The following is a 20,135-nucleotide window of genomic DNA, read 5'->3' as shown; positions in this document are numbered from 1 at the left end:
TGCTCCTTCGGTCGTCCTGGCGCCCCGATTTCTACGGAGACGGCGATTCCGGGGCGGTAAGCGATGTTGCTTATGCCGCGCTTACCGTCCCGATCAGCGGAACAGAGATCCGACCTTTCTGCCGTCTTTCCGGGTGAACTAGCTCCCTGATGGGCCTTTCGGAGGTTTACATCCGACCTCTGGCTTCCTAAAGTCCCCGACGTCCACACCTCAGCGAGGAGGAGTGCATGAATCGCCGCAAGCCACTCCGGGCCCTGGCGGCCCTCGTCATCGCGACCACCGCACTGGGCGTCGCGCCCGCCGCGGAAGCCGCGCCACTCCCGTCCGATCACGCCTACGACGACCCGTTCACCGCCGACCGGACGCGCTGGTGGCGCGACGACCGCTTCGGCCAGTTCATCCACTTCGGCGCGTACTCGCAGCTCCAGGGGAAGTACACCCGCCCTGATGGAAGCGTTTGCCAGGACGCCGAATGGATCCAGCGGAACTGCCAGATCCCGCGCGCCGAATACGAGCAGATCGCCGCGAAGTTCAACCCCGCCGGTTTCGACGCGAACGCCATCGCGCAGTCGGCGAAGGACGCCGGGCAGAAGTACGTGGTGATCACGTCGAAGCACCACGAGGGCTACGCGATGTGGCCGACGAAGGTCAACAAATTCAACCTCCGTGACCACTCGGCGTTCGACAAGAAGCGCGACATCCTCGCCGAACTGAAGCGCGCGACGGCCGCGCGCGACGTCAAACTCGGCTTCTACTACTCGATCTGGGATTGGCACGACCCGGATTTCCCGGACCCCGCGACGTTCCCGAAGTACAAGGAGCGGATGTACGCCCAGCTCAAGGAGCTCGTCGACAACTACCACCCGGCGGTCCTGTGGTTCGACGGCGAATGGAGCACCGACCGGCCCAACAACCCTTGGACGGAAAGGGACGGCGAGGAGCTGGAGGCTTACGTCCGCAGCCTCGATCCGTCCATTGTGGTCAACAACCGCGTCGGCAAACGGCGGGTGGTCGACGGCGACACCGGAACGCCCGAACAGGAAATCCCGGACAAGCCGGTCGACGGGCAGCTGTGGGAATCGTGCATGACCCTCAACGGCAGCTGGGGCTACACCGATTGGGACCACAACTGGAAGTCCTCGGCGGACCTCACCAGGAAACTGCTCTCGATCGCCGGCCGTAGCGGGAACTTCCTGCTCAACGTCGGCCCGGATCGCAACGGCCGGGTACCGCGGGAATCCATCGACAGGCTGAAGCAGATGGGCCAGTGGCTGCGAACGAACGGCCAATCCGCGGCCGTCTACGGGGCGGGCGCGCCAGGTCTGGTCGCGGAACCGGGCTGGGGCGTCGTCAGCCGTCGCGGCGACAAGCTTTACGCGTCGGTGTTCGATTGGCCCGCTTCGGGCGGTTCGCTGACGCTCGACACGTTGGCGCCTTTCCGCGTCCGCGACGCGCGGGTGCTCGGCAGCCGTCAGCGCGTGCGGGTCGAGCAGTCACCCGGCAGCGTGAAGCTCACACCGTCGGGCAGCCGGACGAACGACATCGCGACCGTCATCGAGCTGAGTGTCGACCCGCTGCCGCAGGCACCCGCCGGGCGCGGGACCGGACTGACCGCCGAATACTGGCCGAACGCGGACTTCACCGGGACGCCGACGGTGCGGCGGGTCGAGCCGGGCGTGAACCACAACTGGAAGTTCACCGGCTCACCGGACGCGAAGATCCCGGCGGAGACCTTCTCGTCGCGCTGGACCGGGCAGGTCACCGCGCGCGACACCGGGAAGTACACGTTCACCACGGTCTCGGACGACACCGTGCGGCTGTGGGTCGACGGGAAACTCCTGATCGACAACACCACACCCCACGGGCCGAGTGTCGACAAAGCGACTCTCGATCTGGTCGCCGGGCGGACGTACGCGATCCGGCTCGAACACACCGAACGCGGCGGGGAGGCGTCGATGAAGCTGCTGTGGTCCAGCCCGAACACTCCGCAGCAGGTGATCCCGGCCCGGCAGTTGCACCCGGTCGGCTGACGCGTGCTCGAAACCGGAACTCGCGACGCGAAGTGACGTTGCGAAAGCCACTTTCGCAACCTTGAACGTTGCGAAAGTGGCTTTCGCAACACGCGGACCACCCGGCCGGATGATCCACGCTTATCCCCCGCTTACCCCCTCCCGGGGCAGACTGACCAGGTGAGAGTGCTGGTGGTGGAAGACGAGCGGCTCCTGGCGGACACGATCGCCGAGGGCCTGCGACGGTTCTCCATGGCCGTCGACGTCTGCTACGACGGCGCGCAGGCCCTGGACCGGGTGGGAGTGCACGGTTACGACGTCGTCGTGCTCGACCGGGACCTCCCCGTCGTGCACGGCGACGAAGTCTGCGCCGCGGTGATCGGGACCGGCGGCGAGGCGCGGGTCCTCATGCTGACGGCCGCGGCCGACGTCAACGACCGGGTCGCCGGGCTGGGCCTCGGCGCCGACGACTACCTGACGAAACCGTTCGCGTTCGCCGAACTCGTCGCCAGGGTGCAGGCGCTCTCGCGGCGCGCACGGCCGGCGTTGCCGCCGGTGCTGGAACGCGGCGGCGTCGTCCTCGACCTGCCCCGGCACCAGGCGTCCCGCGACGGCCGGTTCCTTCCCTTGTCCCCCAAGGAATTCGCCGTCTTGGAGGTGCTCATGCGCGCCGAAGGGACCGTGGTCAGCGCGGAAGAACTGCTGGAGAAGGCGTGGGACGAACACGCCGACCCGTTCACGAACGCCGTCCGGGTGGCGATGATGACGTTGCGGCGCAAACTCGGCGAGCCGCCGCTGATCGAGACCGTGCCCGGCGCGGGTTACCGGTTCGGGTCGTGAAGCCGCTCCGGCTCTCCGTCCGCACCAAGCTGACGGCGCTCTACGGCGGCGCGTTCCTGATCGTCGGGCTCGCCCTGCTCATCGTCAACTACCTGCTGGTGAGCTCGACCCTGCCGGACACGGCCACTTTCGCGAACGGGGCGACTGCGGGGGCGCAGTTCGAGGTCGCCAGGGCGTATCCACTGGACACGACGACCATCCTCCCCGTCGAACGCGCCCAGGCCACACAACTGGTCGCGACGTCGATCACCGAATACCGCTCGGACGTCCTTTCGACCCTGCTTTGGCAATCACTGGTGGCGCTGGCGATCGCCGGCGGGCTCGCGGTGCTGCTCGGCTGGCTGATGGCGAGCCGCGTGCTGCGGCCGTTGCACGCGATCACTTCCACGGCAAGGAAACTCGAGGTCGAGAACCTCGACCGGCGCATCGACCTCGACGGCCCCGACGACGAACTCAAGGAACTCGCGGACACCTTCGACGGCATGCTCGACCGCCTCGCCGTGTCGTTCGACAGCCAGAAACGCTTCGTCGCCAACGCTTCCCACGAACTACGGACCCCGCTCGCGGTGCAGCGGACGCTGGTCGAGGTCGCGATGGCGGATCCCGACGCGACCCCCGAGGTCCGGAAACTCGGCGAACATCTGATCTACACCAACGAACGCAGCGAACGGATGATCGAAGGCCTGCTCGTGCTCGCCCGCAGTGACCGCGGCCTGGCCGCGCGAGCCCCCGTCCGGCTGGACGAGGTCGCGGCGACGGTGATCCGGTCGGCGTCGGCCATGGCCGAGGAGGCGGGGGTCACGGTGGAGTCGCAGCTGCGGCCGCGGACGGTGTCCGGCGATCCCGTGCTGCTGGAACGGCTGGTCACGAACCTCGTGCACAACGCCATCACCTACAACCGCCAGGGCGGCTGGATCCACGTCGACATCGGCGGCGATCCGGCGCTGGTGGTGCGCAACACCGGCCCGCAGGTGCCACTGGACGCCGTACCCGCCCTGTTCGAGCCGTTCCGCCGGCTTTCGGGCGACCGCACCGGCGACTCCCGCAACGCCGGGCTCGGCCTGTCGATCGTCCGGTCCATCGCGAAGGCGCACGGCGGGACCGCGGGCGCGGAACCAGGCGGCCGCGGCGGCGGACTGGTCGTCCGGGTGCGGCTGCCGTAGATTCCCCCGATCGTGACTGTGCGTGTCCGGCGCGTCACGCGGCAAGGCGGCCTTCGCTCCCGCAGAATTCCCCTTGCCGTCATGAACAAAATAGTGAGCAGGACACATGACATCGGCGCGCCTCACACGTCAAGGCGACGCGCCGTTTTAACGTGGACACCCACAAAGGTGAAGAATCGGGGAGGCGAGAATGCGAGCGCTACGGGTGGTCGGGCTGCACGAGGACGGTAAGTCCATCGTGTGTGAAGACCCGGCGAGCCGCACGCGCTTCCTGCTCCCCGCGGATGAGAGGCTGCGAGCGGCGGCGAGGGGTGACATCACCCGCCTCGGCCAGATCGAAATCGAGTTGGAGAGCCAAATGCGGCCACGCGAGATCCAGGCACGAATCCGGGCCGGTGAGTCCGTGGAGCAGGTCGCGAGCAGCGCCGGCGTCACCGTGCAGCGCGTCGAGCGGTTCGCGTACCCCGTCCTGCTCGAACGATCCCGCACCGCCGAACTGGCCCAGCGGGCGCATCCGGTCCGCGAGGACGGTCCCGACGTCCAGACCCTCGGCGAGGTCGTCGCGCACTCCTTCGGGCAGCGCGGTCACGACTACAGCCAGGCGACCTGGGACTCCTGGCGCGGCGACGACGGCAAGTGGGTCGTCGTGCTGAGCTGGAAGGCCGGCCGTTCGGACAACCGCGCGCACTGGGCGTTCGCCCCCGGCGCGCACGGCGGCACCGTGCAGGCCCTCGACGAGAACGCCGAAGTCCTGCTCAACCCCAACGCCTACCGTGCCCCGCGCACGGTACGGGCACTCGAGCCCGGCAGGGACGCGGTCGTCCAGCCGACCCTCGATTCGGTCCCGGACGAGCCGGTCGCGAAGGTGATCGACGCGCCGATAGCCGAGCCCGAAGAAGATGCCGAGCCACCACTTCCGGCTGACGAGCCGGAGGAAGTGGCCGAACCCGCTCCACGGGCGAAGGGGAAGAAGAACCACCCCATCGTTCCATCCTGGGAAGACGTCCTCTTGGGCGTCCGATCGCAACGAGGTTGAATCCGCACGTAGTGGCCCCTTCCGGTGGAGGGGCCATTACGTGCGTCCGGGGACCTGCGCGATCAGGGATTTCGGCGCCACGAGGCAATACGCGTCGGTGACGATCTGTCCGATCTCGGCCCAGTCGACGTCGGTGTCCAGCCGCACCCCGAGCCACCCCCGATGGCCGACATACGGCGGCCGGAAGAACCGCTCCGGCTCGGCGCCCACCAGTTCCTCCTGCGCCCCGGGCGGCGCCGGGCACCAGAAGGCGACCTTGTCGTCGTGATGACGGTCCGCGTACATGACGAACGTCTTCTTGCCGCGCACGAACCAGGTCGGCTCGCCGTGACTGAGCCGCTCGGAGGTTTCCGGCAGCGCGAGACAGAGCCGTCTGAGTGAATCGAGCGGATCTCCGGCCATGGATCTCAGTATCCTCGGGCCGGGGGGATTTCATGCAGGATTGGTACGTACGCACCGTCCGATTGCGTTTCCAGGTCTTCACCGGGACGCCGTACACACATGTCTCACCGATGGAATGGCGGATCGACCCGGAGGCACTCCGCGGCATCGCGCGGAGCCGCGGCTACCTGGAGATCGCGCCGATGTTCCAGGGCTGTCTGAGTTTCCAGTACGCGCCTCGGTACGTCCCGCCGGTTCCGGTCTTCGACGGTCCGGACCGGCCGGACAAGGATCGGGAACGCTGGCTGCTGAACCAGCTCACCGGCTCCGACCAGGTCTGGATCAGCCTCAAGCACGCGAACCTCTCCGCCCGGCGTGTCGCGGAGGTCGCCGAGACCGAAGGCCTGCGTGTCGCGGCGGATTTCGGCGACCCCGCCGACCGGGTGCTCCTGCTCAGCCGGGATCCGTCGCCGCCGAGGCTTCCCCTGCCCGCGCCCACGGGACCCAGGTTCCGCTATGCCTGGTTGAATCACATCGCCCCCGCCACCGTCATCGTCCTCCTCGGCGCGGCGGCGGTGATCACCGGAATTCCGTCGGGCTACGAAGCGCCGGTCACCAACCTCTTGTTCTTGGCGGCCTTCGCCGGCATGGTCCCGGCCGCGTTCACCACCAGCCTGTTCCCGCGCACCACCCGGGTCGGCTGGCTGGCCCGGGAATTCGACGGCAGCCCCGAGGTCGGATTCCCGATGCGGTCCTATCGAATTCCCGCCGACCTGGTCGTCCAGATCGCCGCCTATCACGGTTATGAGCTTTACGGGCAGTCGGCGACACAGGCGGGCGGGCCGGGTCTCAAGTTCCGCAAACGCTAGAAGACGACGATCAGCACGCCGATCCACGCGATCACGATCCCCGCGGCCGCGCCGAACGACGCCCACCGCACGATCGGCACCCGCCGCGCGAGCCACAGCGACGGCGTGATCCCGGCGGTCACGACGGCGGACGCGAGGAGCGCCAGCCAGCCGTTGGTCTCACGCGCGAGGGTGTTCGCCAGCGCCAGCATCGCCACGACGACCACGGCCGCGACGAACGCGGAAACCGTCAGCCCGGTCAGCCAGGGTGTCGGCTCCCCGGCCGGGTCCGGCGTGCCGAAGAGCCGCCGAGCGAGTTCGCTGCGGGGTGCGGGGGCGGGCGGGTCGATGACGACGCCGTCGCCGGAGACGGGGTCGACGAACCGCACCGACGTGCCCATCGTGGCGGCGACCCGCTGGGCGAGCTGGCGGCCCCGCTGGGAGACCACGGAAGCGGCTTCGGTGCCGGAGGAGCCGACGGCGGAGGCGACCCTGGCCCATTCGTGCAACGCCTGGGCGAGATCCGAACCGATCGCGAGTGAGTGCGGGTCCACCTCGCGCGCGCTTTCGCCGCCCGGCCCGGCCAGCACCGCGCGTCCCTCACGGATCCGCAATTCCATGGGTTCTCCTCGTGATCGCTCGGGTGCTCACGATAGCGGTGGACGCGTCTCGTAGAACGCGATCGCGCCCGCCGTGGCGACATTCAGCGAATCGACGCCTTCCGGCATCGGGATCCGCACCGCGACGTCGGCGGCGGCGATGGCCTCATCGGTCAGGCCGGGGCCCTCCGCACCCAGCATCAACGCGACCTTCCCCGGTGTCTGGTCCCGTAACTGGCGCAGCGAAACGGAATCCGCACGAGGAGTCAGGGCCGCGATGCGGAAACCGCGGTCCCGCAGCGATTCCAGGTCGCCGGGCCAAGACCCGAAGGTGGCGAACGGGACGCGCAGGACGTGCCCCATCGAGACGCGGACACTGCGCCGGTACAGCGGGTCCGAGCAGCCGGCGCCGAGCAGGATCCCGTCGACGCCGAGCGCGGCCGCGTTGCGGAACAGCGAACCGAGGTTCTCGTGGTCACCGACGCCTTCGAGGATCGCGAGCACCCGTGCGCCGTCGATGACCTCTTCCACCGACGGCGGCGGAACCGGCCGGTCGGCGACGGCCAGGATGCCGCGGTTCAGGTGGAACCCGACCACGTCGGCCATCGTCTCGGCCGAAGTCACGTAACCGGGGACATCGACCGCGTCCAGGGTTTCGCCCAATTCGTGGAATCGCCGCTGCACCCCGAGGAGGGAGCGGACCGGATAACGGGAGTTGAGCAGCCGCTCGACCACGACGGTGCCTTCGGCGATCACAAAGCCACGCCCACCCGGCCTATCGGGACGCCGATCGGCTGTGGACAAGTCGCGGAAATCGTCGAGCCGCGGGTCGTCACGGTCGTCGATGGTGATCAGTTCAGCCACCCGGAGAGTGTGTCATCCGCCCGCTGCGCGGCGTTTGCGTCCGAACGTCGACGGGTAGGTGGTACGAACGGACGTATTTTGCTGTCAGTTAACCCCTAGTGACAGAGAGCACCAGTTTGGCCGCTAGCCGGGCGACTGCGATGCGTGAAACCGTTGGGCCGCCTGGCAGTCCCGCCTGGATCCCGCGGAGCGTGGCCAATGAGGAGCTCGACGAACATGGGTAAGAATCTTTCGGCGGACCCCTCCGAGCCGCAGGACCGCGGCCGCTATCGCCGGAAGGTCCAGCGCTGCCTCGACACCTTGGCCCGCATGCTCACCGACGGAAGTTTTTCCTTCCCGCGCAAGAACATCGGGCTCGAGGTCGAGCTGAACCTCGTCGACGCGGAGATGCGCCCGTCGATGACGAACACGACGGTGCTCGAGGCGCTGAACGACCCGTCGTTCACCACCGAGCTCGGCCAGCACAACCTGGAGCTCAACGTGCCGCCGCGGCCGCTGGCCGGCGAATCCGCGCTGCAGCTGGAGGACGACCTCAACGCGTATCTGGGCGCCGCGTCGCGCAAGGCCGAGGAATCCGGCGCCTCGCTGGCGATGATCGGAATCCTCCCGACGCTGCGGCACGAGCACTTCGACCAGAAGTGGCTCACCAACAACGCCCGTTATTCGTTGCTCAATGACCGGATCTTCGCCGCTCGTGGCGAGCGCACGGTCCTCTCGATGGAGGGCGCGCCGCTGCCGGGAAGGCAGCCCGAGCGGCTGCGCAGCTACTCCGAATCGATCCTCCCCGAGGCCGCGTGCACCTCCGTCCAGCTGCATCTGCAGGTCGCGCCCGAGGAGTTCGCGGCGCATTGGAACGCGGCGCAGGCGCTGGCAGGCGTCCAGGTCGCCGTCGGCGCGAATTCGCCGTTCCTGCTCGGCAAGGCGCTCTGGCACGAGACCCGGATCCCGCTGTTCCTGCAGGCCACGGACACCCGGCCCGAAGAACTGAAGAACCAGGGCGTGCGGCCGAGGGTGTGGTTCGGCGAGCGGTGGATCACGTCGATCTTCGACCTGTTCGAGGAGAACGTCCGGTACTTCCCCGGTCTCCTGCCCGAGACCGACCGTGAGGATCCGATCGAGGCACTCGACTCGGGGCAGGCGCCGAAACTCACCGAGCTGCGGATGCACAACGGCACCGTCTGGCGCTGGAACCGGCCGGTGTACGACGTCGTCGACGGCCTGCCGCATCTCCGGGTGGAGAACCGGGTGCTGCCCGCCGGCCCGACCGTTGTCGACATGGTCGCGAACGCCGCCTTCTTCTACGGCGCGCAGCGGGCCCTCGCCGAGGCCGACCGTCCAGTGTGGACACAGATGTCGTTCCAGGCCGCCGAGGAGAACATGTACGCGGGCGCGCGCCGGGGTTTCGACGCGCAGCTGTACTGGCCGGGTATCGGCTGGATCCCGCCGGACGAGCTCGTGCTGCGGGTCCTGCTGCCGCTGGCGCACGAGGGACTGCGCCGGTCGGACGTTTCGGACGAGGCGAGAGAGCGCTATCTGGGCATCATCGAGCAGCGGTGTCTCACCAGGCGGACCGGCGCGGCGTGGCAGCGGGAGTACGTCCTGCGCGCGGAGGAGCGCGGCGCCGAACGGGAGACCGCGCTGAACCGGATGCTGGGCCGGTATCTGGAGCTGTCCGCCACGGAGACGCCGGTGCACACCTGGCCACTGGAGGCTTAGGGGGTGCCTCTCAAACCGAGGCTCGGCTGGGCCGTGAGGACACGCGCGCGCGTTTCTTTTCGGCCGGAGGCCTCGGATTTGCGGAGGTGGGCCGCTGTCACGGCCGGGTGAGTGACCAGCTGACGCCGCGGCCCGGCTACGGAAATCCGAAAGCGCGCTTTGAGACACCGGGTTTAGAGTTTCCTCCCAGGGAGGTGGCTCGTGCCCAAGATCATCGGCCGCTCGCTGGAGGAGCACCGGCGAGAGGTCCGCAGCAGGGTGTTCGAAGTCCTGCGCGGCCAGCTGTACGAGCGCGGGTTCGACGCGATCACGCTCGCGGGTGTCGCCGCTGAAGCGGGCCTCGGCCGGACGGCGATGTACAACCACTTCCCCGACAAGGAAAGCCTGCTGGTGGCCTTCGTCGAGGACGAGGCGACGCGGTACGTCGAACGGCTGACGGCGACCGTCGCGAAGGCCGACACCCCGGTCGAGAAGCTTTCGACGTTCGTCCGGCTCCAGCTGCGGGTGCTCGCCGAGTACCACCTGCCGCCGGGGACGGCGCTCGCGTCGGCGCTGGCACCCGCCGCGTACCGGCGGATCAGCGCGCACGCCGACCCGATCACCGGCCAGCTGCGGGAGATCCTCGCGGAGGGAGTGCCGGACGAGGATCCCGACCTCCTGATCCCGATGATCACCGCCGCGCTCGGCAGCCGTCAGGTGGTCGACGTGCCACCCGAACGGCTGGACGACGCGATCGAGGGAGCCGTGCGCTTCGTGCTCAGAGCGGTCGGGATGTCGGAAAACGGGTAAAATTAGGGTAGCCTAACCCGCAATCGTGCCTTACGCTCTTTCTGACAGCATGTCAGATCGATGCTTGGAGGCTCTGTCCATGCCGGTGACCACCGACGTCGAATCCGGGCCGTTCTCCGCGACCCTGCGCGCCTCCACCCTGCCCGCCCACGAGCGGGCCAACCACTCCGAGTACATGAACGCGCTGCTCGGCGGCGAGCTCACGCGCGACGGGTACACGCGGCTGGCGATCCAGTACTACTTCATCTACCAGGCGATCGAGCAGGCCGCCGACAAGCTGGCGAAAGACCCGGTGGCGGGCAAGTTCGTCTTCGAGGAGCTGCGGCGGCTACCCAGCCTCGAACGCGACCTCGAACACCTCGTCGGCCCGGACTGGCGCGAGACCGTCCGGCCGCTGCCCTCGACGGAGCGTTACGCGCGGCGCGTGGCCGAGGCGTCGGACTGGTCCGGCGGGTTCGTCGCCCACCACTACACGCGCTACCTCGGCGACATCGCCGGCGGTCAGGTCATCCGGCGGCTGCTGGAGCGCAAGTACGAGCTCACCGAGGCGGGTTCGCTGTTCTACCACTTCGACCAGCTGGGCAGCGCTCCGAAGTTCCGGGACAACTACCGCGAACAGCTGAACGCGGCTCCGTGGAGCGAGGACGAACGCGCGCGACTGATCGAGGAGGCCATCGTGGCCTTCGAGTGCAACATCGCGGTATTCGACGAGCTGGCGAGCGAACTGGACGAGTACCGGGCCGCCTGACCTGGTGCGTCCGGTCGCGGGGTAGGGCCGGCCCCACCCCGCGATCGGCGGTCCGCCGGATGCCCTCACCCCGGGGAAATCCCTAACTTTCCAGGTATGTTCCGAATCGCGGCCACCGCCGCCCTGCTGACCTTCGCGACGGTCCTGACCGCCCCCGCCGCCCAAGCCGCGACACCCGCCGGCGTCTTCGACGAAATCCTCCCGCGAAGCCTTGCCGAGCACCACATTCCCGGTGCCGCCGTGGTGGTCGTCGAGGGCGGGAAAACCGTTTTCTCGAAGGGTTACGGTGTGTCCTCAGTGGACACTCAGGCCAAGGTGGACCCCGAGCGCACCGGGTTCCTGATCAACTCCGTCGGCAAGTCGATCGCCGCGACGGCCGCGATGCAGCTCGTCGAACAGGGCAAGCTCGCACTGGACGCCGACATCAACACGTACCTGAAAGCGTTCAAGATCCCCGAAACCTTCCCCGGCCGCCCAGTCACCCTGTCCTCCCTGCTCACCCACACCGCGGGCTTCGAAGACCGCGTGTACCGGATGTTCACGCCACGGGAAGAGAAACTGCCGACGCTCGCGGAGCACCTCGCGGCCGAGATGCCTACCCGCGTCCGCCCGCCCGGCGAGGTCGCCCTGTACTCGAACTACGGCTACGCGCTGGCCGGGCATCTCGTGGAGCTCGCGTCAGGACAGTCCTATTCGGACTATGTACGGCAGCACATCTTCGAACCGTTGGGGATGAAGCACAGCAGCGTCGCCCAGCCCACGCCTGATGTCCCGCTGGCGACCGGCTATCGCTGGGACGGCTCCGCGCAGGTCGTCCCGCCCGCCAACTTCGGCCCCGAACCGCCCGCGGGCGACGGGAACGTCGCGACTCCCGCCGACATGGGCCGCTATCTGTCCGCGAACCTCGTCCCCGGCACGTTCAGCCGTCCCTTGCTCGACCAGCTGCACGGCGCGCGGTTCCGCAACGACCCGCGGCTGCCCGCGATGGGTTTCGGCTTCTCCGAGCGGTATCTGAACGGTCTGCGCCTGGTGGAGAAGACCGGTGATTCACCGGGGTTCTTCAGCGTGCTGGAACTCGTGCCGGAGAAGAACACCGGCGTGTACCTGGCGTTCAACGGCGGCGCGTTCTCCGGCGACGCCGCCGCGGTGACCGCCGAGGTGCTGAAAGCGTTCGTCGAACGGCTACAGCCCGCCACGCCCGTCCCCGCTCCCGTGAAGCTCGCGGGTGATGTCTCAAGGTTCGAGGGCAGCTACAACAACACCCGGCTGGACTACGACAGCTTCACAAAGGTCCGCGCGCTCGCGGGCGGTGTCACGGTGACTGCGGACGGCGACGGCGTGCTGACGACTTCCGGCCTCGGCGAGGGGACCCGGCGCTGGACGCAGACCGACCCGGGGCTGTTCACCGACGCCGCCGGTGAACGGATCGCGTTCCGCGAGTCCGGCGGGGAGGTCCTGCTCTTCGCGGGCGACGACCCGAACTCCTCCTACGAACGGGTGTCGTGGCTCGGCTCGTCGTCCACGCACCTGCTGATCCTCGGTGTGGCGCTGCTGCTCCTGCTGGGCGCGCTGGTGTGGTGGCCGATCCGCGCGCTCGTCCGGCGCGGCCGGGAGCGGAACCCGTCGGGAGCCCGGTTCGCGACCGTCGCCGCCTGGTCCGCGGCGCTGGCCGTCCTGCTGTTCACGACCGGTTTCGCCCTGCTCATGAGCGATCTGAGCGCCGCCGCCGTGGCGCTGACGTCCGGGCACTCGCCGTTGCTGAGCGTCACCTTGCTCCTGCCGAACGCTGTGCTGCTCCTGACCGGCGCGGCCGTCGTCTGCGCGGTGCTCGCCTGGGTCCGCGGCTGGTGGACCACGCCCGCCAGGATCACCTACACGGTGGTTTCCGTGGCCCTGGTCGCCTTCCTCGGCGTCATCGCCTCCTATCACCTGGTGGGACTGCCCTACCTGGCTTGATGACCGCCGTCACATCGCCTTGACCTCCAGCTAACTGGAGCTAGCAGGGTGGGTTTCAGGCGGTGGCCCCACCGGGTACAGCCGCTACGAACGGGTCGTTCCACCTGGGGAGAAACGCGGCGCCCCCGGTCGCCGCAAACGGGTGAAGACGACTAAGTTCGTCCTTGGAAACTTGTGTCGAAGACAGAAGGAGGGCCGATGGCCCGCTACGTGCTCCCCGATCTCGACTATGACTACAGCGCTCTGGCGCCGCACATCTCGGGCGAGATCAACGAGCTGCACCACAGCAAGCACCACGCGACCTACGTCAAGGGCGCGAACGACACGCTCGACAAGATCGCCGAGGCCCGCGAGGCCGGCAACTTCGGTGACATCGTCGGCCTGCAGACCACGCTGGCGTTCCACCTCGCCGGGCACGCCAACCACGTCGTGTGGTGGAAGATCCTCTCCCCGGAAGGCGGCGACAAGCCGACCGGCGAGCTGGCCTCCGCGATCGACGAGGCGTTCGGCTCCTTCGACAAGTTCAAGGCGCAGTTCACCGCGGTCGCCACCACGATCCAGGGCAACGGCTGGGCCGCGCTCTCCTGGGACCCGATCGGCAAGACGCTGATCACCCAGCAGCTGCGCGACCACCACAACAACCTGGTCCTCCCGACCACGCCGATCCTGCTGGTCGACGTCTGGGAGCACGCGTTCTACCTGGACTACAAGAACGTGAAGCCGGACTACGTCAAGGCGCTCTGGAACATCTTCAACTGGGCCGAGATCTCCAAGCGGTTCGACAACGCCGTCGCCGGTGGCAACGGCCTGCTGCTCGGCTGACTTCTCGCCACGAAACGGGGCTCTCCTTCGGAGGAGGGCCCCGTTCTTCGTTTCTTGACCTCCAGCGAAGTCGAGGTGTCAAGGTGGTCGTATGGACGTCGCCGCATACCTCGACCGGCTCGGGCTCGACCGCCCCGCCACCGCGGACGTCGCCGCGTTGCGGACGCTCCAGGAGCGCCATCTCGCGGTGGTGCCGTTCGAGAATCTGAGCATCCACCTCGGTGAACCGATAGTTCTGGACACCGAGTCGCTGTTCGACAAGATCGTGCGGCGGCGCCGCGGTGGCTTCTGTTACGAGCTGAACGGGCTCTTCGCCGCCTTGCTGGGAGAGCTCGGCTTCGACGTCACCCTGCAGGCCGCGAAGGTCTTCCGGGCGGACGGCACCGTCGGGCCCCCGTTCGACCACGCCGTCGTCCGTGTCGAGCTGGGGGAGCCGTGGCTGGCGGACGTCGGCTTCGGCCGGTTCAGCCGGTTCCCGCTGCGGCTGTCCGCCACCGAGGCGCAGGCCGACCCGGACGGCGAGTTCCTGGTGCTCGACGCGCCTCACGGCGACATCGACGTCCTCCAGGACGGCAAGCCCCAGTACCGGATCGAGCGGCGGCCGCGGGCACTGGACGAGTTCGTCCCGACGGCGTTCTGGCAGGCGACCTCGCCGGACTCGCATTTCACGCGGGGGCCGACCTGCTCGCTGCCGGCCGAACACGGCCGCGTCACCCTGGCGGGTGACAAGCTGATCGTCACCACCCACGGCGTCCGCACGGAGACCAGGCTTTCGGGTGACCAGGAGATCCTGGAGGCTTATCGGAAGGAGTTCAGGATCGAACTCGACCGGGTGCCTTGACCCGGGCGGCGCGGTCATCGACCATGAACCCTCCGGAATGAACGAAGCCCCGCCTCCGGGGGTGACCCGGTTGCGGGGCTTCGTCCGTTCCCGAACTGACTGCCGCTCCCACCACGAAGCGGACGTGTATGAGGTTAGCCTAACCTCATATTCCCCGGCAAGGGGTTCCGTCGAGAGACGCCGATCTCACCCTTATGAGTGACATGAGTCTTCTTAGCGGCAAGGCCGTGGTGATCACCGGCGCCGGACAGGGCCTCGGCAGGGCTTTCGCGCACGATGCGGCTTCGCAGGGCGCGGCGGTCGTGGTGAACGACGTCGAAGCGGGGATCGCGGACGAGGTCGCGCGGGAGATCCGCGGCCTGGGCGGCCGGGCCGTTTCCCATGAGGGTTCGGTCGCCGACGCCGAGCAGGCCGCCGGACTGATCGACCGGTGCGTCGCCGAATTCGGACGGCTCGACGGCCTGGTCAACAACGCCGGCGTCAACTACCGGGCCGAGCCGTGGGCGGCCGACCCGGCGCGGATGCGTGAAGTGGTCGAGGTCAACGTGCTCGGCCCGCTGTTCTGCGGGACCGCGGCGGCGAAGGTGCTGCGTGACCAGGGCGGCGGCGTGATCGTGAACGTCGGCTCCGGCTCGATGATCGGCCAGCGGCGCGCGGCCGCGTACTCGGCGTCGAAGGGCGCCGTCGCCTCCATGACCGCCTCGTGGGCGGTGGACCTGGCCGAACACGGCATCCGGGTCAACGCCGTCGCGCCGGTGGCCTGGACGCGGATGGCCTGGAACGATCCGAGTGTCGTCCAGACCCCGGAGCACACCCCGGAACGGGTGGCGCCGCTGGTGACGTACCTGCTCAGCGATCTGTCGGCGGGGATCACGGGGCAGATCCTCCGGTTCCGTGGCGACATCCTGTGCGTGCTGCGGCAGACCGCGATCAAGGACCCCGTGCTGGACCGGGACGGCTGGACCGTCGAAGACATCGCGGACGCGTTGGACGGCGAGCTGCGGGAGACGCTGGAACCGCCTCCGTCGGCGAGGTGGTCGTGAGTGGCGTTTCGGGTTCTAACCCATGCCACGCGGGATTCCGGAATGACTCGCGGGGATGACCCCGGCGCGTTGTGTCCACAACGGACATCTTGCGCGGACCGTGCGCCCGATTGACGTCATGATGTCCGGTTCCCGCGTGGGTCGTGAGTGCTAAAGAGGGTTAGAACGACCATCGCCACTCACGACCCTCGGGCAATACTACGCAAAATGCCCAAACCAGACGTTTTGATGTCGACTAGTGTCCTTTTTGGATAGTCCTGGGGCATGCTAGGCCTCGGTGGCAAGCCCTATGCACTTACTCGTCGAAAGTTCGTGAAGGAGTGCGGTACCACGTACTCACGAGGCCGGAGAACGGCGCCGGTGGTAATGCCACGTCACCGCCGCGAGCAGCGGTCCCCAAAGCACCAACGGCGCGTAGAGGACGACGACCAGCCAGTACGCCCAGGGCTCGCCCGCCATTTCACCGATGAAGGTCGTGTACACGAAGAAGCCTCCGTAGACCGTCGTGGCCACTGCGCCGAGCGAGGAGACGACCACCACCTTGCGGGCGGAAACGGGTTTGCCGCCGACGAACGGAAGCCATCTCGGCCAGGTCTCACCCCACGGCTGGATGAGACCGAGTGCCAGGAAGGCGACGGCTTCGGAGAACACGGCGAGGAACACGAGATAGAGCGAGCCCCAGCCGGGAGTGTTCAAGCTGTCCAATTCGGACTGAGCCAGCCCGAACGGGATCCCGACCGCGAGTCCCAGCCGCCAAAGGCCGGACGGGACGTTCACCAGTGCGACGGTGTGCGCCGACCACTTCGCCCATCCGGGCACTCCTGGAACGCTGCGAAACGCTGTGCTGTCCATAGCTTGAAGCCTCGTCGGAAGCGCTTCGCGGCGGTTCCCTCCGGTGGTGCTTCGGGCTCCCCCACGAGAGGGGAACGACATCATCTTCCTTGCGTACAAGCAACGGCATCACACTCGGCCGATGATCTTCTTGTCGGCCCCCACCGGAACAATGACCGGATGACCAGCCACGTGTTCGTCGACGAAAGCAAAGAGCGCGGCTACTTGGTGACAGCCGCCGCGCTGCTTTCGGGCGACCTCACGTCCGCCCGGCGCGCCATACGCGGTCTGGTGCTGCCAGGGCAACGGCGCCTGCATTTCACCCACGAGAACGATGGACGCCGGAAACGGATCCTGGACACCATCGCCGGGCTCGGGCCGACGGTGACGATCTACGACGCTTCCGCACATCATCGACGTCGTCAGCGCGAAGCCTGCCTCGACGCGCTGGTCGAGGACCTTTCGAGCGCCGGGACACGGATGCTGGTTCTGGAGAGCGACGAGTCGATAGTGGAGCTGGACCGGAAGACGCTCTATCGCTCTGTCCGACGACACGGGTGTCACGACACTCTCGAATACCGGCATCTACGTGCCTTCGAAGAACCCCTGCTGGCCGTGCCGGACGCCCTCGCTGGTGCTGGCAACGCGGCGGCCACTGGAAAACCCGGGTGCGGGAAATGGCGGAAGAGATCCGAACCTTATGAGGTCAGAATACGCGAAACCCGGCCCACCCACCGTCCGGAAGGCTGCCGGGTCCACTTCGCCGGTTTACTAACCAGCGCTGGTCGAAGTCTACCGCACCCCTCTCCGAACGCCCACCTCCGCGGATCCGCCCATCGGGTTGGCGTTTCGCCGGACACCGTGCGCCCGACGGACTAGCTTCACCCCCGTGGCCACCCCGAACGACTACCGCGCCATCGCGCGCAAGACCGACCGTCCGATGTGGATCTGGGCGGGCTGCGCGCTGGTCAGTGCGCTGCTGCTGTTCGGCGTCGGCATCGTCGTCGCGATCACCGTGCTGAACCGGGACGACGAGCCCGAAGCCGAGCTCCCCGCGACTTGGCCGTCCAGGTCCGGACAGGCGCTCCGCCCGGTCACGATGCCGACGGGCGAGATGGTGGCCGCGCTGACGGACGAAACCGCCGCGCAGGTGCTGTGCCAGGCGATCCCGGAGCAGCGCTGGGAGGAGATCCTCGGCGGCCGCACACTTCGCGAGGCCGGCCGGTCCTGCCACGCGGTCACCGCGCGGCTCGACGTCAGCGCGCAGATGGCGCCGGCGCTGCCGGACGACACGAGCCGCGGGCTACCCACGAGGACCACGGTCGCGGGCAAGCTCGCGGTCATCGCCACGAACGAGGACGGCACCAGCCTGAGCGTCGAACTCGTCGAAGTCGCGCCGCACAGCGGCGCCTCGCCGGTGCTGCACGTCTCGATCCGCGGCAGGACCGTGAAGAGCCCGGAAACCGACAAGAAGGCGAGGGCGCTCGCCGAAGCGCTGATCGCCGGTGCGATGCCGCCGGGACCGAAGCTGCCGAAAATCGGCGAGAACGGCGAGATCCCGCTCGAGAAGACCGAACCCGGCCCGATCAAGGACAAGCCGCTGCCGGTGATCTCGTGGCTGCTGTGCGGAGAACTCGGCCGCGCGCTCAGCGTGCCCATCGACACCGCGAAGCCGAACTTCTTCGCCTCGTGCGAGTTGAACGGCGTGACCGCGGACTACAGCGAGCTGTCCACCGCCGTCGCCCCGACCACGACGGTCGCCGGGCTGCCCACCCAAGTCGACGGACGAGGCGTCGTCGTGCAGCTCACCGACGATCCGGCCGGGCAGACGCTCAGGTTCAAGGGCACCGGCGACCTCGTGGCACTCGCCGAGAAGATGGTGCCGCCGCTGCTCGGCCGTTAGGCGCGGTAGTTCGACAAGAGGTCGCCGAGCAGCGTCTCGTACGCCGTCCGCTCGAAGCGGGCGCCGGTGAACCGGTACTCCTCCGGGTCGTCGAACGGCTCGTAGTCGGTCTGCCAGCCGAAGGCCCGCCACTCGACCACGTCGTCACCGAAGACGACCTCGACGCTGTAAGCGCCACAGCCGAGATCGCCACACAGCGGACACATCAGCAGCGCGACCCGGCCGTCGTCGAAATCGCCCGGCAGGCGGCCCAGGAGACGGCGAAGCGTCTCGACCGCGGCCCCGCGCCACCTGTCGTCGTCCAGGAACAACGGCGTCCGCTGCTCGGCGGGGACCATCGAACGCAACGCGACGCCGTCGATCGTCCAGTCGAGGAACCCGGTCCCCGACGGTTCGACGCCGAGCCGGTTCACACCCGTTCCCGCTTCAGCACGCGCAGTCCGTTCCCGAACCGCCGCACCGGCAGGCTCACCCCGCCACGCCGGATCAGGACGACGGCGCACACCACCGCGGCAAGCGCCGAGATAGCGCCACCGATGTAGAACGGCGAGCGGCCGCCGAAGGCGTCGGCCATCCAGCCGGTCATCGGGCCGCCGATGGGGTTGCCGCCGATCAGCACCAGCACGTACAGGCCCATCACCCGGCCGCGCATCTCCGGGCTGACCGCGGTCTGCACGAGCGCGTTCGCCGTGTTCAGGAAGGTGATCGTGGCGAAGCCGAGCGGGATCAGCGCGAGCCCGAAGGTCAGGTACGTCGGCATGAACGCGGTGATCACCTCGAACGCGCCGAGCAGGAACGCCGAGACCAGCAGCAGCCGCACCCGTGGGCCGCCGCGGCTGTTGCGACGGGCCGACATCAGCGCGCCGGTGAAGGTGCCGACGGCGACCAGCGTCGACAGCAGACCGTAGCCATCGGCGTTGGTGTGGAAGACGTTGGCGGCCACGATCGGCAGCGACGTGAAGTACGTGATGCCGAACGTGCTCACGAAGAACACCAGCACCATCACGGTCATCAGGTCACTGCGCCGCCGGACGTACCGCAGCCCCTCGACGAGCTGCCCCTTCTCGCGCGGGATGGCCGGGCCGCGGAAGAGCTTGTCCGGGTTCATCAGCACCAGCGCGGCGATGACGGCGCCCGTGCTCACCGCGTTCGCCATGAACAGCCAGCCGGTGCCGACCCAGGTGATCGCGAAACCCGCGATGGCCGGGCCGACGATCCGGGCCATGTTGAAGATCGACGAGTTGAGCGCGACGGCGTTGGTGACCTTGTCCCTGCCCACCATCTCGGCGACGAACGACTGCCGCGCGGGCACCTCCAGCGAGGCCGTCACACCGAGGGTGAAACAGAGGAGGTACACGTGCCAGAGCGCCGCGATCCCGCTCAGGTCGAGGGCTCCGAGGATCACCGCCTGCGTCAGCACGGCGATCTGGATACCGATCAGCAGCCGTCGTTTGTCGACGCGGTCGGCCAGCACACCCGCCCACAGCGAGAGGAACAGCGTCGGCGCGAACTGCAGCGCCACCGCGATGCCGAGCGCGATCGGGTCGTTGCCGCTGAGGGTGAACACCAGCCAGTCCTGCGCGATGCGCTGCATCCAGGTGCCGATGTTCGAGATGACCTGGCCGGTGAAGAAGAGCCGGTAGTTGCGGACCTTCAGCGAGGAGAACATGCTCCCGCGCGGCTTCTCGCGCGCGGGAGGTGGCGGTGGTGCGGGTTCCCGGGTAACGGTGGTCTTGGAAGGACACT

Annotated in this window: 20 protein-coding genes; 14 read left to right on the top strand and 6 right to left on the bottom strand. The window is 68.2% G+C overall.

From position 1 onward, the window contains the following. Positions 1-227 precede the first annotated feature (227 nt). From DMC64_RS10675 to sepH, 4 genes are all read left to right on the top strand, one after another. Positions 228-2,030, top strand: coding sequence for an alpha-L-fucosidase (locus DMC64_RS10675; protein WP_125733356.1), 1,803 nt, complete (start codon positions 228-230; stop codon positions 2,028-2,030). A 159-nt stretch (positions 2,031-2,189) separates the two neighbouring features. Next, positions 2,190-2,849 (top strand): response regulator transcription factor, encoded by a 660-nt coding sequence (locus tag DMC64_RS10670; protein WP_037348058.1) that lies wholly within the window; start codon positions 2,190-2,192, stop codon positions 2,847-2,849. Next, positions 2,846-4,012, top strand: a complete 1,167-nt coding sequence (locus DMC64_RS10665) for an ATP-binding protein (RefSeq protein WP_125733355.1) — start codon at positions 2,846-2,848, stop codon at positions 4,010-4,012. The genes DMC64_RS10670 and DMC64_RS10665 overlap by 4 nt, the downstream gene beginning before the upstream one ends. A 190-nt stretch (positions 4,013-4,202) precedes the next feature. Continuing rightward, positions 4,203-5,048, top strand: coding sequence for a septation protein SepH (gene sepH / locus DMC64_RS10660; RefSeq protein ID WP_038507911.1), 846 nt, complete (start codon positions 4,203-4,205; stop codon positions 5,046-5,048). Between the two features lie 36 nt (positions 5,049-5,084). Here the strand turns inward: sepH and DMC64_RS10655 are convergent, their stop codons facing one another. Continuing rightward, positions 5,085-5,450: an MmcQ/YjbR family DNA-binding protein gene (locus tag DMC64_RS10655; protein ID WP_038507909.1), complete on the bottom strand. Its 366-nt coding sequence runs from the start codon at positions 5,448-5,450 to the stop codon at positions 5,085-5,087. A 32-nt stretch (positions 5,451-5,482) separates the two neighbouring features. On the opposite strand from DMC64_RS10655, the gene DMC64_RS10650 reads away from it, so the two are divergent. Then, positions 5,483-6,298 carry a hypothetical protein gene (locus DMC64_RS10650; RefSeq protein WP_125733354.1) on the top strand — a complete coding sequence of 272 codons (816 nt, stop codon included), beginning with the start codon at positions 5,483-5,485 and terminating at the stop codon, positions 6,296-6,298. Here the strand turns inward: DMC64_RS10650 and DMC64_RS10645 are convergent. Both DMC64_RS10645 and DMC64_RS10640 read right to left on the bottom strand, forming a co-directional pair. Further along, a complete protein-coding gene (locus DMC64_RS10645; protein WP_037348064.1) occupies positions 6,295-6,897 on the bottom strand; it encodes a DUF2537 domain-containing protein in 603 nt (200 codons plus the stop codon). The genes DMC64_RS10650 and DMC64_RS10645 overlap by 4 nt on opposite strands. Positions 6,898-6,924: 27 nt before the next feature. Beyond that, a complete protein-coding gene (locus tag DMC64_RS10640; protein ID WP_125733353.1) occupies positions 6,925-7,740 on the bottom strand; it encodes an RNA methyltransferase in 816 nt (271 codons plus the stop codon). A gap of 216 nt (positions 7,741-7,956) precedes the next feature. On the opposite strand from DMC64_RS10640, the gene DMC64_RS10635 reads away from it, so the two are divergent. The 7 genes from DMC64_RS10635 to DMC64_RS10605 all read left to right on the top strand — a co-directional run bounded on the left by DMC64_RS10635 (position 7,957) and on the right by DMC64_RS10605 (position 15,655). Continuing rightward, complete coding sequence (locus DMC64_RS10635) at positions 7,957-9,456, top strand: glutamate-cysteine ligase family protein (protein ID WP_037348067.1); 1,500 nt, start codon at positions 7,957-7,959, stop codon at positions 9,454-9,456. 201 nt (positions 9,457-9,657) lie between these two features. Continuing rightward, positions 9,658-10,245 carry a TetR/AcrR family transcriptional regulator gene (locus tag DMC64_RS10630; RefSeq protein ID WP_125733352.1) on the top strand — a complete coding sequence of 196 codons (588 nt, stop codon included), beginning with the start codon at positions 9,658-9,660 and terminating at the stop codon, positions 10,243-10,245. A 79-nt stretch (positions 10,246-10,324) separates the two neighbouring features. Continuing rightward, positions 10,325-10,993, top strand: coding sequence for a heme oxygenase (biliverdin-producing) (locus DMC64_RS10625; RefSeq protein WP_125733351.1), 669 nt, complete (start codon positions 10,325-10,327; stop codon positions 10,991-10,993). A gap of 96 nt (positions 10,994-11,089) precedes the next feature. Continuing rightward, entirely contained in the window at positions 11,090-12,949 is a 1,860-nt protein-coding gene (locus DMC64_RS10620; RefSeq protein ID WP_125733350.1) for a serine hydrolase, read from the top strand. Between the two features lie 198 nt (positions 12,950-13,147). Continuing rightward, positions 13,148-13,771, top strand: a complete 624-nt coding sequence (locus DMC64_RS10615; RefSeq protein WP_016337537.1) for a superoxide dismutase — start codon at positions 13,148-13,150, stop codon at positions 13,769-13,771. A gap of 91 nt (positions 13,772-13,862) precedes the next feature. Further along, a complete protein-coding gene (locus DMC64_RS10610) occupies positions 13,863-14,612 on the top strand; it encodes an arylamine N-acetyltransferase (protein ID WP_125733349.1) in 750 nt (249 codons plus the stop codon). Between the two features lie 203 nt (positions 14,613-14,815). Next, the gene (locus DMC64_RS10605; protein WP_125733348.1) at positions 14,816-15,655 is read left to right on the top strand and encodes an SDR family NAD(P)-dependent oxidoreductase; all 840 of its coding nucleotides are present in this window, start codon (positions 14,816-14,818) and stop codon (positions 15,653-15,655) included. A gap of 336 nt (positions 15,656-15,991) precedes the next feature. Here DMC64_RS10605 and DMC64_RS10600 read toward each other — a convergent pair whose 3' ends face one another. After that, positions 15,992-16,474, bottom strand: coding sequence for a hypothetical protein (locus tag DMC64_RS10600; RefSeq protein ID WP_125733347.1), 483 nt, complete (start codon positions 16,472-16,474; stop codon positions 15,992-15,994). A 192-nt stretch (positions 16,475-16,666) separates the two neighbouring features. On the opposite strand from DMC64_RS10600, the gene DMC64_RS10595 reads away from it, so the two are divergent. Both DMC64_RS10595 and DMC64_RS10590 read left to right on the top strand, forming a co-directional pair. Beyond that, a complete protein-coding gene (locus DMC64_RS10595; RefSeq protein ID WP_233629614.1) occupies positions 16,667-17,365 on the top strand; it encodes a hypothetical protein in 699 nt (232 codons plus the stop codon). Positions 17,366-17,375: 10 nt separating this feature from the next. Next, positions 17,376-18,389 carry a hypothetical protein gene (locus DMC64_RS10590; protein WP_125733346.1) on the top strand — a complete coding sequence of 338 codons (1,014 nt, stop codon included), beginning with the start codon at positions 17,376-17,378 and terminating at the stop codon, positions 18,387-18,389. On the opposite strand, the gene DMC64_RS10585 is transcribed toward DMC64_RS10590, so the two are convergent. Continuing rightward, complete coding sequence (locus DMC64_RS10585; protein WP_125733345.1) at positions 18,386-18,802, bottom strand: hypothetical protein; 417 nt, start codon at positions 18,800-18,802, stop codon at positions 18,386-18,388. The genes DMC64_RS10590 and DMC64_RS10585 overlap by 4 nt on opposite strands. Then, on the bottom strand, positions 18,799-20,058 hold the full coding sequence (locus tag DMC64_RS10580; RefSeq protein WP_037335683.1) for an MFS transporter: 1,260 nt from the start codon (positions 20,056-20,058) through the stop codon (positions 18,799-18,801). Before DMC64_RS10580 ends, DMC64_RS10585 begins: the two co-directional genes overlap by 4 nt. Between the last annotated feature and the right edge of the window lie 77 nt (positions 20,059-20,135).

The sequence above is a fragment of the Amycolatopsis sp. WAC 04197 genome (genome assembly GCF_003947475.1).
Classification (GTDB): Bacteria; Actinomycetota; Actinomycetes; order Mycobacteriales; family Pseudonocardiaceae; genus Amycolatopsis; species Amycolatopsis japonica.
The sequence above is the reverse complement of the archived record's forward strand: the minus strand, read 5'-3'. Positions and strand labels throughout refer to the sequence as shown.